We start from the raw sequence: 14,997 nt of genomic DNA on the forward strand, positions 1-14,997 counted from the left end.
GGTGTCGGCGCTTACTTGACCATGTCGTCGCCGAGCGTTTCCTTGACATAGTCGACGAGGATCTTCTGGGCGCCGGCGGCATCGGTTTCCTTGCGCAGCAGCGCTTCGGTGGCCCGCGCCACACCTTCCGAAACCGTGCCGAAACCGGAGGCCTGTTTCAGGAACACGCCGTTTCCGGCCGCTGCATGGATCGGAACCAGTTCCGTTAGCTTCTGGAAGTCAGCATTGTCAGCCGCATCCTTGCTGGCCGGGATGTTGCCAATGCGGGCGGCGTAGGAAACCTGTGTCTCGATCGAGCCGATCTCCATCAGCGCCTTGATCGCCAGCTCGGTATTGGCCGACTTGGAATTGACCGCCCACGGTGCGGCGAGGTTGGCCAGCACATACTGGCCGCTGCTCTGACCCGGAACGGTCCAGGTGCCGACCACCTTCGTCACGTCAGGGATCGGGTTCTTGCTTTCACGGCCCCAGTCGAAAATATAACACCAGGAGCCGCAGGTGGTGGCGACGAGCTTGCCGGCCGGGAACATCTGATACTTCGGCACGACCCAGGGCTCGGGCCCGAGCAGCGGTTGGGTCGGCATCAGATCCTTGTCGATCAATTCCTTGTAAACGTTGAAGACATCCTTGATGCCTTCGCCATTGAGGTCGAGCTTGCCGTCGGCATCGACAAGCTGCGGCGTCTTGGAACCGACGAGCAGGTGTTGGAAGCCTTCATCGAAGGCACCGCTTCCCCAGGAAACGCCGGCCGGGAACAGCAGGCCGTAAGCGCCGGTCTTCTGTTTGATCTCGGCCGCACGATCGAGAAGCTCCTGCCAGGTCTTCGGCTGTTCGGTGGAGATGCCGGCTTTTTCGAGAACGTCCTTACGGTAATAGATTTCCTGGATGCCGAGCATGAACGGCATCACATAGGTTTCACCATCCGGGCTGACGGCAAGTTCCTTGGCGACCTCATAAAGGTTGGCGTAGCCATCCCAGGCCTTGAACTCCTTGGTAACAGGCGCGAGATAGCCGGCTTCCACCATGTCGGCGACGGCGGCCGTCGTCGGAATGGAGAACAGGTCGGGCGCGTTGCCGGCGCCGAGCTCGGTCAGGAGCTTGGTCAGGTAATCCTTGTCGGGTGCCGGATATTCGATGACCTCGACGGTGACGCCATATTTCTTTTCGATCCGCTCGACCGTCGACTTCATCGCGTCGATGCCGGCCTGACCATGATTTGCAATTCGGATTGTTTCTGCCTGCGCCAGCGTCGAAACCGCGCCGAGCAGAACGGCGCACAGGCCGCCAAGAATCATCTTCTTCAACGGAAGTCCTCCCTTTTGTAGAGACACGGCGCCCTCCAGCACCGGCTGCGAAAATGTACACGCATTCCTAACGCTGACAAGGCGGTTTTTGAAAGGATTTATATGTGAGTTTTAATATACTGATATTGCTTATCTATTTAGACATTGCCATCACCAAACCGTTTGTGTAATCGTGTGCACAATACATTCAGGGAGGAAATTTCATGACTGGGAAATTACGCCTTGGCGTCATCGGCGCCGGCTTGAAGGCGGCAGAATATGCCGAGAGCTGGGTCAAGATGCCGGAGATCGAATTTGCTGCACTCGCCGACACCACGGCGGCTTCGCGCCAGCGCCTGATCGACGTCTGCCTCGCCGCCGGCGCACCAGAACCGAAGAGCTTCGAGGATTATCGCCAGATGCTCGCGGAATGCCGGGGCGATCTCGACATCGTCTACGTCTCCACCCCGCATGCCTTCCATGCCGAGCAGGCAACCGCCGTTGCCGAGGCCGGCCTCGACCTCTTCCTGGAAAAGCCGATGGTGACGACGGTCGACGAGGCCGAGAGGCTGATCGCCGCGCAGAAAAAGAGCGGCGTCACCATCGTTACCGCCTTCCAGGGCGGCCTCTCGCCGCTGGTGCTCGACACACGCCGGCGGACTCTCGCCGGCGAATTCGGCGAGTTGATCGTCATATCCGGCATGATCTGGGAAAGCTGGTCGTCCAACTACGACGGCCATTGGAAGCAGCAGCCTGAGATATCAGGAGGCGGCTTCATGTTCGATACCGGCGCCCACATGATGAACACCGTCTGCCTGCTCGCCAATTCCGATTTCGACAGTGTTTCGGCCTATATGGCCAATCATGGCAAAAAGGTCGACATCGCCACCGCCGTCTCAGCGCGGCTGAAGAACGGCGCGCTGGCGACATTGACGGCCGCCGGCGAAGGCCCTCCGGGCTGCGCCTCCTACATCACCTTCTTCTATTCGAAGGCGATCGTGCGCATCGACGCCTGGGGCGGCTGGCGCGAGATCAGCGTCGGGCGCACCGCCGAGCCGCGCGAGGAGGCCGAGATTCTCGGCAATCCGATGAAGAATTTCCTCGCCATTCGCGAGGGAAAGATGGAAAACTCCGGCTCCGTTGAAATGGGCCTCAGATTCGCTAGGCTATGGGATGCAATCAAGGAATCGGCAGCGGCCGACGGCGCTTCCGTCAGGATCGTCGCCTAACAGGCGCTGAAGATGAGCGGTATGAGCAGACGGCGGATCACCTCGAAGGAACTGGCGAAACTCGCCGGCGTCTCCTCCGCCACCATTTCCCGCGCCTTTTCGCCGGATTCGCGCATCGGCAGCGCCACGCGCGACCGCATCCTCGCCGTCGCCCGTGAACATGGCTACCAGCCGAACGCGATCGCCCGCTCGCTGAACAACCAGCGCTCGCGCCTCGTCGCCCTTGTTGTCAATGCGATCGGCAACCCCTGCGAGGCCGAGGAGCAGCAGCTTCTCGTCCACCGCCTGCAGGCAAGACAATTGCTGCCGATCATCCTCTGCTGCGCCGATCATTCCGACCGGCTGCAGCTGATGCGCCTTGCCTCCACCTATCAGGTCGATCACGTCGTCGTCTTCTCCGACATGGTGTCGATGCAGGATGCCGTCGACATCTTCCACACGACCAAGCCGATCATCGTCTCCTTCGAGCCGCTCGACAACGGAAACGTCTCCAGCATCCGCATCGACGGCTCTGAGGCCGCCGACGAGATCATCGACAAGATCGTCCGTGACGGCAAGAAGCGTTTCGCCTACCTCTCCGGCACCAATTCCAGCTGGATCGACAAGCTCAGGCGCAAATGGTTCGCCGATGCGCTGGCCAAGCGCGGCCTCGCCTTCGAGGCGCAAGCCGTCGGCGATTATTCCTATGATTCCGGCTTCAAGGAAGCCGTGCTCCTGCTGCATCGAGACAAGGTCGACGCCGTCATCTGCGGCAACGACGTGATGGCGATCGGTGCGCGCGATGCCGCCCGCCGGGTGCTCGGCAAGAACACACCGGATGATATCGCCATCGTCGGTCAGGACGGCATCGCCATGGCTGCCTGGGACTGCAACGACCTCACCACGCTGAGCCTCGACCACGTCGCCTTCATCGATGCCGTCGTCGAACTGATCGAACGCCATGACGCCGAGATCGAAGGCCCGCACAGCATCACACTCACCTGCACCGCCCGCTGGGGCTCGACCGCATAGCGGCACACATCCATTGCATCGAGGAGGAATACCGATGACCAGATTTTCACGCGCTGAAAGGCGCCGCAGCGTTTCTGACGCCCTTGCCGGAGGAGCCTGAAATGCGTTCCGTCGTCTCCTTCAACGAAGGCTGGAGTTTCCATGAGGGCTTCGGCCAGCGATTGCTCGAAACTTTCGATGCCGCCAAGTCAGTCAGCCTGCCGCATACCGCCGTCGAATTGCCCTTCAACTATTTCGATGAGACCAGCTATCAGCGCGCCTTCACCTATCAGAAGATGCTGCGTTGGCTGCCGGAATTCGAGGGGCGCGAGGTCTCGCTCGTCTTCGACGCCGCCATGGCCGACAGCGTCGTCTATTTGAACGGCGAAGAGATCATCGCTCATAAGGACGGCTACACCCCTTTCGAGGCCCGCCTCACCGGCAGGCTCCTCAAGGGCGAGAATCTCGTCACCGTCAAGATCGACGGCAGCGAAAACCCCGCCATTCCGCCCTTCGGCGGCCGCATCGATTATCTCACCTATGCCGGCATCTACCGCGACGTCTGGCTGAAGGTCACCGACCCGGTGTCGATCGGCAATCTCAAGATCGAAACCACAGACGTTCTTCGTCCGGAAAAATCGGCGAGCGTGCGCGTCGACGTCGCCAATCCCGAGAGCCGTAGCTTCTCGGCGACCGTCACCGCCACGCTGAAGCAGGCAGACGGCACGGTGGTGGCCACCGCCGCCACCGAAACGATCGGCAGCCGCACGACCCTCTCCTTCGGCAGCCTTACCGGCATTGCCCTTTGGGACATCACCGATCCCACGCTCTACGAAGTCGCCGTCGAGCTCCGGACCGAACACGGCTCCGACCGTCTCTCCGCCCGCTTCGGCTTCCGCACCGCCGAGTTCACGCCGGAAGGCTTCCTCTTGAACGGCAAGCCGCTGAAGCTGCGTGGCCTCAACCGTCACCAGGCCTTCCCCTATGTCGGTTATGCCGCCGGCCGCTCCGCGCAGGAGCGCGACGCCGACATCATGAAGTCGGTGCTGAAATGCAATATCGTCCGCACCTCGCACTATCCGCAGTCGAAATGGTTCCTCGACCGCTGCGATGCGATCGGCCTGCTGGTTTTCGAGGAGATTCCCGGCTGGCAGCATATCGGCGATGCCGACTGGCAGCAGGAATCGATCGAAAACGTCCGCCGCATGATCGAGCGCGACTGGAACCATCCCTCGATCATCATCTGGGGCGTGCGCATCAACGAATCGCAGGACAATCACGATTTCTACGCCGAGACCAACCGGCTGGCTCGTGAACTCGACAGCACCCGCCAGACCGGCGGCGTGCGTTATATCACCGAGAGCGAGCTGCTCGAAGACGTCTATACGATGAACGACTTCATCCTCGGCAATGAAGAACTGCCGGGCGCCAACCGCCCGCGCACGGCGCTGCGCGCCCAGCTGGAAAACACCGGCCTGTCGCGCAAGGTGCCGTACCTCATCACCGAGTTCAACGGCCACATGCACCCGACGAAGATCTACGACCAGGAACAGCGCCAGGCCGAGCATGTGCGCCGGCACCTGGATGTGCTGAACGCCGCCTATGGCGACCCCGATATATCGGGCGCCATCGGCTGGTGCATGTTCGATTACAACACCCATAAGGATTTCGGCTCGGGCGATCGCATCTGCTATCACGGTGTCATGGACATGTTCCGCGAGCCGAAATTCGCGGCCTATGCCTATATCAGCCAGTGCGATCCGTCCGACGAGATCGTCATGAAGCCGGCAACCTTCTGGGCGCGCGGCGAACGCAATATCGGCGGCGTGCTGCCGCTGATCATCCTCACCAACTGCGACGAGGTGGAGCTGCGATATGGCGCGCTTTCGAAGCGCATCGGTCCGGACCGCGAGAATTATCCGCATTTGCCGCATCCGCCCGTCGTGCTCGACCATCGACACTTCACCGCCGACGAACTTGGCACCTGGGGTCTCGAATGGATCGACGGCACCTTGACCGGCTATATCGACGGCCAGCCGGTGACGAGCCTGACGCTGGCGGCCGATCCCTTGCCGACGACGCTGGAAATCATCGCCGACAGCTCGACGCTGAAAGCCCGCGAACGCGACAGCACCCGTGTCGTCATCCGCGCCCTCGATCAGTGCGGCCAGCGCCTGCCCTTCATGAATGACAGCATATCGCTGAAGGTGCATGGCCCGGCGAAAGTCATCGGCCCGACCAATGTACCCTTGCAGGGTGGCACGGCCGGTTTCTGGCTGGAGGCGACGGGGTTCACTGGCGAGATCACCGTCGAAGCGGTCTCCTCGCGTTTCCCTCCGGTGACAACAATCGTGACGGCCGCCTAACGGCCGTCACCCGATCCGCGCCTGGCTCTCGGGATCGAAGAAGACGGCCTTGTCGAGATTGAAGGCGAGGCGGGTGTTTTGTCCTGGAGCGATGCCGGTATCGGCGCGCAGGCGGGCGATGACGGATTTGCCGCCGAGCTTGGTGACGGCGAAGGTGTCGGAGCCGGCCGGTTCGACCACCTCGATCAGGCAGTCGCCCTCGCTCAGCATGCGCGCCTTGCGGTCGGCGCCATCGGGATCGGTCAGCGCCTCCGGCCGGATGCCGAAGATCACCTGCCTGCCGGTATAGCCGCTCAGGCCATTATTGCCCGAGATGACCGGGAGCCTCAGCGGGGCGGCATTCGGCCGCTCCAGCGAGACCTCAAGCCCGCCGGCGCCGGTCTCGACGGTGGCGGTGAGCAGGTTCATCGCCGGCGAGCCCATGAAGTCGGCGACGAAGATATTGGCGGGGCTGTTATAGATCTCGGCCGGCGTGCCGAACTGCTGCAGCACGCCGTCCTTCAGCACGGCGATCTTGGTCGCCAGCGTCATCGCCTCGATCTGGTCATGGGTGACATAGACGAAGGTGGTGCCCATGCGCTGGTGCAGCCGCTTGATCTCGGTGCGCATGTCGACGCGCAGCTTGGCATCGAGATTGGAGAGCGGCTCGTCGAACAGGAAGACCTGCGGATTGCGCACCAAGGCTCTCCCCATGGCGACACGCTGGCGCTGGCCGCCCGACAGCTGGCTCGGCTTGCGGTCGAGCAGATGGCCGATCTGCAGCATGTCGGAGACCTGTTTGATCGCCTTTTCCCGTTCCTCCTTGGGAACGCCGCGGATCTCCATGCCGAAAGCGATGTTTCCCGCCACCGTCATGTTCGGATAGAGCGCATAGGACTGGAACACCATGGCGATGTCGCGCTTGGAGGGGTGCAGACCGCTGATGTCGCGCCCGTCGATCCTGATATCGCCAGAGGTGATCGTCTCCAGCCCGGCAATGGTGTTGAGCAGGGTCGACTTGCCGCAGCCGGACGGGCCGACCAGCACGAGAAAGCCGCCCTTGTCGAGTTCGAGGTCGATCCCCTTGAGAATGTCGACGGCGCCGAAGCGTTTTTTAAGACCGGAGATTTCGAGGAAGGCCATGGATTACCCTTTGACAGCGCCCGCCATCAGGCCACGCACGAAGTAGCGGCCGGCGAGGATATAGACGATGAGCGTCGGCACGGCGGCGATCATCGCCGCCGCCATGTTGACATTGTATTCGACCACCCCGGTCGAGGTGTTGACGACATTGTTGAGCGCCACCGTCATCGGCATGGAGTCACCGGTGCCGGCGTAAGCCGAGGCAAACAGGAAGTCGTTCCAGATATTGGTGAACTGGTAGATGACGGTGACGACGATGATCGGCAGCGAGTTCGGCAGCATGATGCGGCGGAAGATCTGGAAGAAGCTGGCGCCATCGACCTGGGCGGCCCGCACCAGTTCGGTCGGGAAGGCCTCGTAGAAATTGCGGAAGAACAGGGTGGTGAAGCCCAAGCCATAGACGACATGGACGAAGACCAGATTGACCGTCGGATTGCCGAAGCCGAAGTTCCAGCCGGTGGCATTCTGCAGCGTCATGCCGAAGCGGCCGAGGCTGCCGAGGATCGTCGCCATCGGCAGCAGCACCGACTGGAACGGGATGAAGCAGGCAAACAGCATCAGCCCGAACACCAGCGTGTGGCCGGGAAAGCGCCATTTGGTCAGGATATAGCCGTTCAGCGCCCCCATGATGGTGGAGATCGCGACAGCCGGCACCACCATCTTGATCGAGTTCCAGAAGTAGCCCTTGATGCCGGCGCAGGTGAGCCCCACACAGGTCTCGCCCCAGGCCTTGATCCAGGGGTCGAAGGTCGGCGCCTGCGGCAGCGCCAGCATGTTGCCGTTCTGGATCTCGTCCATGGTCTTGAACGAGGTCGTCAGCATGACGAAAAGCGGCATCAGGTAGAGGATCGCGAAGATCACCAGCAGGCCGTAGATGACGATGCGGCCGATCCAGCGGGCATTATTGTTGCTGTCGTTCCTGTCGTCGCTGGCCTGCGAAAGCGTTGCTGCCGAGGTTACTGTTGAAGAGGTCAGACTGCTCATCGGGCCTTCTCCTTCAGTTCGGAATAGAGATAGGGAACGATGATTGCCGAGATGGTCATCAGCATGATGATGGCGCTGGCCGAGCCGACGGCCATCTCGTTGCGCTTGAAAGTGTATTCGTACATGAAGTTGGACGGCAGCCAGGCCGAGCCGCCGGGGCCGCCCGAGGTCAGCGCCACCACCAGGTCATAAGACTTGATCGCCATATGGGCGAGCACGATGAAGGCGGAGAGAAAGATCGGCCGCAACAGCGGAATGACGATGCGGCGGTAGAGCTGGAAGGGCGAGGCGCCGTCGATCTGGGCGGCCTTCATGATCTCACCGTCGATGCCGCGCAGGCCCGCCAGGAACATCGCCATGACGAAGCCCGACGCCTGCCAGACGCCGGCGATGACGACGGTGTAGATGACGAAGTCCTTGTTCTTGATCCAGTCGAAGTGGAAGCTCGTCCAGCCGAAGTGGTGCAGCGTCTGTTCCAGCCCGAGGCCGGGATCGAGGAACCATTTCCAGGCAACCCCGGTGACGATGAAGGAGAGCGCCATCGGATAGAGGAAGATCGGCCTGAGCAGCCCCTCGCCGCGGATCTTCTGGTCGAGCAGGATGGCAAGCAGCAGGCCGAGGCCTAAGCAGGCGCCGACATAGAGGAAGCCGAAGATCGCCATATTGGTGATCGAGGTGTACCAGGAGGACGGCGGATCGCTCTCGAAGGTCCAGCGCCACAGCCGCTGATAGGCGCGCGCGCCCGTCAGCGCATAAGACGGAAAGGTCTTGGAATTGGTGAACGACAGATAGGCCGTCCAGACGATGAAGCCGTAGACGAAGATGATGGTGATGACGAAGCTCGGCGCCAAGACGATCTTCGGCAGCGCATCCTGCAGTCGGCCCCGCAGCGAGATCCCCGTCGATTGCCGCGGCGTCAGAACCGGATCGGTGGTCGCAACTGTGCTCATGGAATGTCATCTCCCCTACATTCTCGGCCCCACATGATCGGCGCGGCGCCTGAAGCTTCCCCGCGACGATGCGGGGAAGCGTTTGTCACAATGGTCTCAGCGGGCGTCGTCGATCGCCTGGACGAGCTGCTTGACGGCCTCGTCGGAGGTCTTGATCTGGCCGTGGACGAACTTCGAGACGACATCCTTATAGGCATTGGCGATGGCCGGAGGAGCGCCGTAGCCTTGCGCCAACGAGCCGAACAGCGTGCCGCCCTCATTGGCGGCCTTCAGGTCGGCGATGCCCTTCTTGCCGCAGGCGTCGAAGTCGGTGTCGGGAACGTCGGTACGAGCCGGCACCGAACCCTTGACGACGTTGAAGGCCGACTGGAAGCTCTTCGACAGCGTCGCCGTCGCCAGCGCCACCTGCGCCGCCTTGCGGTCGTCGGGGACGTTGAACATGCCGAACATGTCGGAGTTGTAGATCACGCTGCCGTCGGTGCCGGGGAAGCGGTAGCACAGGAAGTCGGTGTCCGGCGTCTTCTTGGCGGCGACGAATTCGCCCTTGGCCCAGTCGCCCATCACCTGCACCAGCGCGTCACCCTTGATGACCATGGCGGTGGCGAGGTTCCAGTCGCGGCCCGAGAAGTTCGGGTCGACATATTTGATGATCGTCGCCAGATTGTCGAAGGACTTCTTCATCGTGTCGGACTTCAGCGATTCCTCGTCGAGGTCGTTGAAGGCCTTCTTGTAGAACTCCGGACCGCCGGTCGACAGTACGATGGAATCGAACATCGTCGCTTCCTGCCAGTTCTGGCCGCCAAGGGCGAGCGGGATGACACCGGCGGCCTTGGCCTTGTCGAGCAGGGCGATCAGATCCTCGAAGGTCTTCGGCTGCGTGCCGCCGATCTTGTCCATCACAGCCTTGTTGATCCACAGCCAGTTGACCGAATGCACGTTGACCGGGGCTGCAACCCATTTGCCGTCATAGACCGAGAACTTCTGCAGCGCTGCCGGCACCGACTTGTCCCAGCCTTCCTTCTTCGCCGTCTCCGTCAGATCGCCCATGACGCCGGCCTGGGCATAATCGAGCACGGTATAACCCAGCATCTGCGAGGCTGTCGGATAGGTGCCGGCCGCAACCATCGCCTTCAGCGCCGTCATCGCCGCGTCACCGCCACCGCCGGCAACAGGAACGTCCTTCCAGGCAAAACCTTCCTTCGACAGATCCTGCTTCAAGACGTTCAGCGCCGCTGCCTCACCGCCAGACGTCCACCAGTGCAGCATCTGCACTTCCTTCACGTCGGCAGCCTGCGCCGCACCGAGGCCAGCCATCATCACGACGGCAACAGCCGCCGAGCTCAAAAACTTGCGCATGAATTTCCTCCCATTTGAAGATCGGCGGCGGGCCCTCCCTGCCGCCCGATGTTTTCCGCCCGTTGGCGGTCGACATACAGCCGCGCTCCTCCGCGCGGTTGCTAATTTAAAACGTTATAAGTCACGGATCGTCAAGCCCTTTCTCGACTCCCGAGAAAATATAGTCATTTCGATATCCGATTGAATTTTATAGTAATTATCATACTAGCTAACAGGTGGTGAAAATTTAAAACGTTTTCATTCCTCGATTGCGCGCCTGAGTCATCGTGTTATTGTATCGCCAATTCCAGCACGGAAAGCCGAGAGTGACCGAACCGTCCCGGCCGCGACGCGGCGAAAATCTCGATATCACCCACAAGCGCGACAAGCCGACCTTGCGAACGATCGCGACGATCGCCGGCCTGGCCGTGACGACGGTGTCACGGGCGCTCTCCGATGCACCGCAGATTTCGCTGGAGACCCGCCAGCGTGTGCACCGTATCGCCCGTGAGATCGGCTATCTCCCTGATCGGGCCGCGCAGCGCCTGAAGACCGGCCGCACCAACGTCATCGCCATCCTGCTGGATTCGCACGAAGAAGTGGTCGGTTTCAGCACCTCGATCATGTACGGCATCGCCAAGGCATTGAAGGAGACCTCCTACCATCTCGTCGTCGCCCCGAACTTCCTGTCGACGACCGATGTCGAGGCGGCCGAATACATCATCCGCAACCACCTCGCCGACGGGCTGATCTTTACTCGGACCGAACCGCTCGACGCCCGCGTCCGCCTGCTGCTCGAAACCGGCTTTCCCTTCATCTGTCATGGCCGCACGGAATTTTCGACGCCGCACCCCTATGTCGACTACGACAATTTCAGCTTTGCCTATGAGGCCACACGCCGGCTGATCGCCAAGCAGCGCAGAAAGGTGGCGGTGATCCTGCCACCGAAACGGCTGACCTTCTGCCAGCATATCCTGCACGGCTTCATGACGGCGGTGCGGGAGGCAGGCATTGCCTATGAGATCCCCGAAACCGTCGATCTCGATACGCCGGCGGATGTGCTGCGCGATTTCATCTGCAGCCGCGCCGCCGCTCCGGATGCGCCCGATGGCTTCATCTGTCCCGGCGAAGTCTCCGCACTCGCCGTCATCAGCGGCATGAGCGACGCCGGCCGGACACTCGGGGTCGATTACGATATCGTCGCCAAGGAAACGTCCCGCCTTCTCACCCAGTTGCAGCCGAAGGTCGATACGATCCACGAGGACCTGACGGCGGCGGGCGAGGATCTCGGACGTATGCTGCTGCAGCGCATCAACAATGTTGACCTCGAAGATTTGCATCTGCTGCTGCCGCCGCAGATCAATTTCCCGATCGGTTAACCCCTCTGAAGGCTCGTGCCTCAAGGCTATTCCCAACAGGCGTGATTTGTCCTAGAAGCACGCCGTAATCCGGTCGCAGCCCACCCGGTCAAAACAAGGGATCCAAAATATGAAAACCATCGTCGTCTGCTCCGGCGGACTCGACTCCGTTTCGCTTGCCAACAAAATAGCGGCGGAACAACAGCTTATCGGCCTCGTCTCCTTTGACTACGGCCAGCGGCATCGCAAGGAACTCGACTTCGCCGCCCGGTGCGCCGCACGCCTTGCCGTCCCCCACCATATCATCGACATCGCCGCCATCGGCGGCCATCTCAGCGGATCGGCCCTGACCGATAATGTCGAGGTTCCGGACGGCCATTATGCCGAGGAGACCATGAAGGCCACGGTGGTGCCGAACCGCAATGCCATCATGCTGGCGATCGCATTCGGCCTGGCGGCTGCCCAGAAAGCGGATGCCGTCGCCGTCGCCGTGCACGGCGGCGACCACTTCATTTACCCGGACTGCCGGCCCGGCTTCATCGACGCCTTCCAGCGCATGCAGAACGAAGCGCTGGACGGTTATGCCAGCGTCAAACTGCTTGCACCCTATGTCGAGGTTTCCAAAGCGGCGATCGTGATCGACGGCGCGAAACACAGCACACCCTTCGCAGAGACTTGGTCCTGCTACAAAGGCGGCAGGCTCCATTGCGGACGCTGCGGAACCTGCGTGGAGCGCCGCGAAGCGTTCCATCTTGCCGGCATTCCCGATCCCACCGAATACGAAGACCGCGATTTCTGGAAAGCGGCGGTGTCGCAATATTCTGCCACGGAGGTGCGTTGATGTACCGCATCACCAAGGAGTTTCATCTCTCCGCCTCGCACCAGCTGGATCACCTGCCGGCCGATCATCAATGTGCCAGGCTCCACGGCCACAACTATGTCGTGGTCGTCGAGCTCGCTGCCGAAAGCCTGAATGATGACGGCTTCGTTCGCGACTATCACGACCTCTCGCCGCTCAAACGCTATATCGACGAAACCTTCGATCATCGCCACCTGAACGACGTCTTCGGCCACTCGAAAGTCACCTCCGAATTCCTGGCAAAGCACTTTTACGACTGGTGCAAGCAGCGTTTCCCGGAAACATCGTCCGTCCGCGTCAGCGAGACGCCGAAGACCTGGGCGGAGTACCGGCCATGAGCGGCGAGACCATTCGCGTCAGCGAGATCTTCGGCCCGACCATCCAGGGCGAAGGCGCTCTGATCGGGTTGCCGACCGTGTTCGTCAGGACAGGCGGCTGTGACTATCGCTGTTCCTGGTGCGACAGTCTTCACGCGGTCGACAGCGCGTTCCGGGATCAATGGATTCCGATGGCGGCCGATGCAATCTGGCAGGAGGTCACGAAGCTCTCCGGAGGTAAGCCGATGACGGTTACCCTTTCCGGAGGCAATCCGGCGATCCAACCTCTGGGGCCGCTGATCGAGCTCGGCCATTCCCAGGGATACCGCTTCGCGCTGGAAACGCAGGGAAGTGTGGCCCGGAACTGGTTTCGCGATCTCGACATGCTGGTCTTGAGCCCCAAGCCGCCGTCAAGCGGAATGCTGACCGATTGGGACCAAATCGATAACTGTCTTCGGCTCAGCGCCGGCGGGCCGGAGATCGCATTGAAAATCGTCGTCTTCGACGATGCCGACTATGCGTTCGCTCAAGAGGTGGGTAAGCGTTATCCCTATATTCCCTTGTTCCTCCAACCGGGAAACCACACGCCGCCGCCACCCGATGACGACGACGCCCGCATCGATATCGACGGCGTGATGGATCGGATGCACTGGCTTGTCGACAAGGTAACGGCCGACCGATGGTTTAAGGCCCGCGTGCTGCCGCAACTGCACGTGCTGTTGTGGGGAAACAAGCGAGGGGTCTGAGCTACCTGCCCTGAAAACCTTTCGTTTTACGCAATTCCCGGCAAAAGCGCTTCGTGCTTTGCCTGGGAAAACCGCTTCACACTTTTCCTGGAATTGCTTGCTCCGGAAAGGCGAAGACATCGACAGGCTCTCCGAGCCCGCGCAGCGGGAAGGTGCCGAGACTGTCCATGTCTTCCGCACAGCCCGCCATTTCGACGAAGGCCCGCGACAGCAGCACCGGACGCTTGACCTCCTTGGTCAGGCTTTCCAGCCGCGAGGCGACATTGACCGCCGGGCCGATGACGGTGAAATCCAGCCGCCGGCGCGAGCCGATATTGCCGTACATGACGTCGCCGACATGTACGCCGACGCCGTAGCGCAGCGGCTCGCGTCCGTTGCCCGCATACTGCTGGTTCAATTGCGCCATCAACGCCTGCCCTTCGCGGATCGCCTGCAGCAGATCGTGACAGGCCGTGTCCTTGCTCAGCGGGAAGATCGCCAGCAATCCGTCGCCCATGAATTTCAGGATCTCTCCGCCATAGCGTTCGATCGGGTCGGACATGGCGTCGAAATAATCATTGAGCAGATGGATGACATCGTCACGCGGCCAGAGATCGGAGATCGCCGTAAAGTCGCGCAGGTCGCAGATCATGATTGCCGCGCCGACGGTGGCGCCGCTGCCGCGCGTCGTGACGCCCGACAGGATCTGTTCGCTCGCATGCGGACCGACATAGGTCTGCAGCAGCGTGCGCGCCATGATGTTCTTCAGGCGGATTTCGCTGACAAGGGTCAGGGCCGGCAGGAGATCGCGCAGGAAATCGACATAGTCGCTCGTAAAACCGCCCGGCCGGCTGGTGGAAAATGTCACAACATGCCGTTTGCCGAAGGTGTGCTCGACCGGCCAGGCGATATACTCGGTCAGGCCGTCATCATGCAGTTCCTGATAGAATGAATCCAGCTCGCCGTCGGCCTTGCCTTCCAACTGTTTGCGGACCTCCTCCGCACCCTGATGGATCGCGTTGACGGGACTGTTCAGGAACTCCGGCGTGTTTTCGACACCATAGGCGAATGTGTTGATCTTGGCCTCCGCCAGGCCTTCCTTCCAGAGGATGCGGGCACCGATCCATTGCGGATGGTTCGTCCGGAAATGCAACGTCGCCCGCGCCACCGGCACCCCTGCCGAAAGCAGCTTCTCGCACATCTCCACCAGGATGTTGTCGATGAACCGCTCGCCGCGCGTCTCGTTCACCAGCCAATCGAGGATACGTCTCCTGCGGATCGGCCAGACGCCCCCCTCCGCGTCGACGGCAGTCCCGGCTTTGTTTGGAAAAGACGACATTAAAAACTCCGCTGCGCCACATCATCGGCGGGTGCCGAATTCGGTTTCGCTGAATGTGGGCGATAGGGAAGCAAATGATAAGGGGCAGACCGCAATCAAGTCTCAGAAATTTAAAGCAGAGCGAATTTGTAAAGTGAGAG

At 61.2% G+C, this 14,997-nt stretch carries 13 protein-coding genes; 7 read left to right on the top strand and 6 right to left on the bottom strand.

What is annotated here, in order from left to right:
• Positions 1-11: 11 nt before the first annotated feature.
• Complete coding sequence (locus PO860_RS17960; RefSeq protein WP_183609397.1) at positions 12-1,304, bottom strand: ABC transporter substrate-binding protein; 1,293 nt, start codon at positions 1,302-1,304, stop codon at positions 12-14.
• Between the two features lie 203 nt (positions 1,305-1,507).
• Here PO860_RS17960 and PO860_RS17965 point away from each other — a divergent pair, with 203 nt between their 5' ends.
• The 3 genes from PO860_RS17965 (at position 1,508) to PO860_RS17975 (ending at position 5,868) form a co-directional block, all read left to right on the top strand.
• The gene (locus PO860_RS17965) at positions 1,508-2,512 is read left to right on the top strand and encodes a Gfo/Idh/MocA family protein (protein ID WP_183609396.1); all 1,005 of its coding nucleotides are present in this window, start codon (positions 1,508-1,510) and stop codon (positions 2,510-2,512) included.
• 12 nt (positions 2,513-2,524) lie between these two features.
• The gene (locus PO860_RS17970; RefSeq protein ID WP_183609395.1) at positions 2,525-3,523 is read left to right on the top strand and encodes a LacI family DNA-binding transcriptional regulator; all 999 of its coding nucleotides are present in this window, start codon (positions 2,525-2,527) and stop codon (positions 3,521-3,523) included.
• Positions 3,524-3,624: 101 nt separating this feature from the next.
• Positions 3,625-5,868 carry a glycoside hydrolase family 2 protein gene (locus PO860_RS17975; protein WP_183609394.1) on the top strand — a complete coding sequence of 748 codons (2,244 nt, stop codon included), beginning with the start codon at positions 3,625-3,627 and terminating at the stop codon, positions 5,866-5,868.
• 6 nt (positions 5,869-5,874) lie between these two features.
• Here PO860_RS17975 and PO860_RS17980 read toward each other — a convergent pair whose 3' ends face one another.
• From PO860_RS17980 to PO860_RS17995, 4 genes are all read right to left on the bottom strand, one after another.
• Positions 5,875-6,990, bottom strand: coding sequence for an ABC transporter ATP-binding protein (locus tag PO860_RS17980; protein ID WP_275037923.1), 1,116 nt, complete (start codon positions 6,988-6,990; stop codon positions 5,875-5,877).
• 3 nt (positions 6,991-6,993) lie between these two features.
• The gene (locus tag PO860_RS17985) at positions 6,994-7,974 is read right to left on the bottom strand and encodes a carbohydrate ABC transporter permease (RefSeq protein WP_272785006.1); all 981 of its coding nucleotides are present in this window, start codon (positions 7,972-7,974) and stop codon (positions 6,994-6,996) included.
• Entirely contained in the window at positions 7,971-8,924 is a 954-nt protein-coding gene (locus PO860_RS17990) for a carbohydrate ABC transporter permease (RefSeq protein ID WP_275037924.1), read from the bottom strand. The genes PO860_RS17985 and PO860_RS17990 overlap by 4 nt, the downstream gene beginning before the upstream one ends.
• A gap of 96 nt (positions 8,925-9,020) precedes the next feature.
• Positions 9,021-10,280 (bottom strand): ABC transporter substrate-binding protein, encoded by a 1,260-nt coding sequence (locus PO860_RS17995; RefSeq protein WP_275037925.1) that lies wholly within the window; start codon positions 10,278-10,280, stop codon positions 9,021-9,023.
• A 305-nt stretch (positions 10,281-10,585) separates the two neighbouring features.
• On the opposite strand from PO860_RS17995, the gene PO860_RS18000 reads away from it, so the two are divergent.
• From PO860_RS18000 to queE, 4 genes are all read left to right on the top strand, one after another.
• Positions 10,586-11,638, top strand: coding sequence for a LacI family transcriptional regulator (locus PO860_RS18000; protein ID WP_183610633.1), 1,053 nt, complete (start codon positions 10,586-10,588; stop codon positions 11,636-11,638).
• Positions 11,639-11,747: 109 nt separating this feature from the next.
• Positions 11,748-12,458: a 7-cyano-7-deazaguanine synthase QueC gene (gene queC / locus PO860_RS18005; protein ID WP_183610632.1), complete on the top strand. Its 711-nt coding sequence runs from the start codon at positions 11,748-11,750 to the stop codon at positions 12,456-12,458.
• A complete protein-coding gene (queD, locus tag PO860_RS18010; RefSeq protein WP_183610631.1) occupies positions 12,458-12,814 on the top strand; it encodes a 6-carboxytetrahydropterin synthase QueD in 357 nt (118 codons plus the stop codon). The genes queC and queD overlap by 1 nt, the downstream gene beginning before the upstream one ends.
• Positions 12,811-13,539, top strand: a complete 729-nt coding sequence (gene queE, locus PO860_RS18015) for a 7-carboxy-7-deazaguanine synthase QueE (protein ID WP_183610630.1) — start codon at positions 12,811-12,813, stop codon at positions 13,537-13,539. Before queD ends, queE begins: the two co-directional genes overlap by 4 nt.
• 76 nt (positions 13,540-13,615) lie before the next feature.
• On the opposite strand, the gene PO860_RS18020 is transcribed toward queE, so the two are convergent.
• Positions 13,616-14,857 (bottom strand): adenylate/guanylate cyclase domain-containing protein, encoded by a 1,242-nt coding sequence (locus PO860_RS18020; protein ID WP_183610629.1) that lies wholly within the window; start codon positions 14,855-14,857, stop codon positions 13,616-13,618.
• Between the last annotated feature and the right edge of the window lie 140 nt (positions 14,858-14,997).

Source organism: Rhizobium binxianense (assembly GCF_028994275.1).
Lineage (GTDB): Bacteria > Pseudomonadota > Alphaproteobacteria > Rhizobiales > Rhizobiaceae > Rhizobium > Rhizobium binxianense.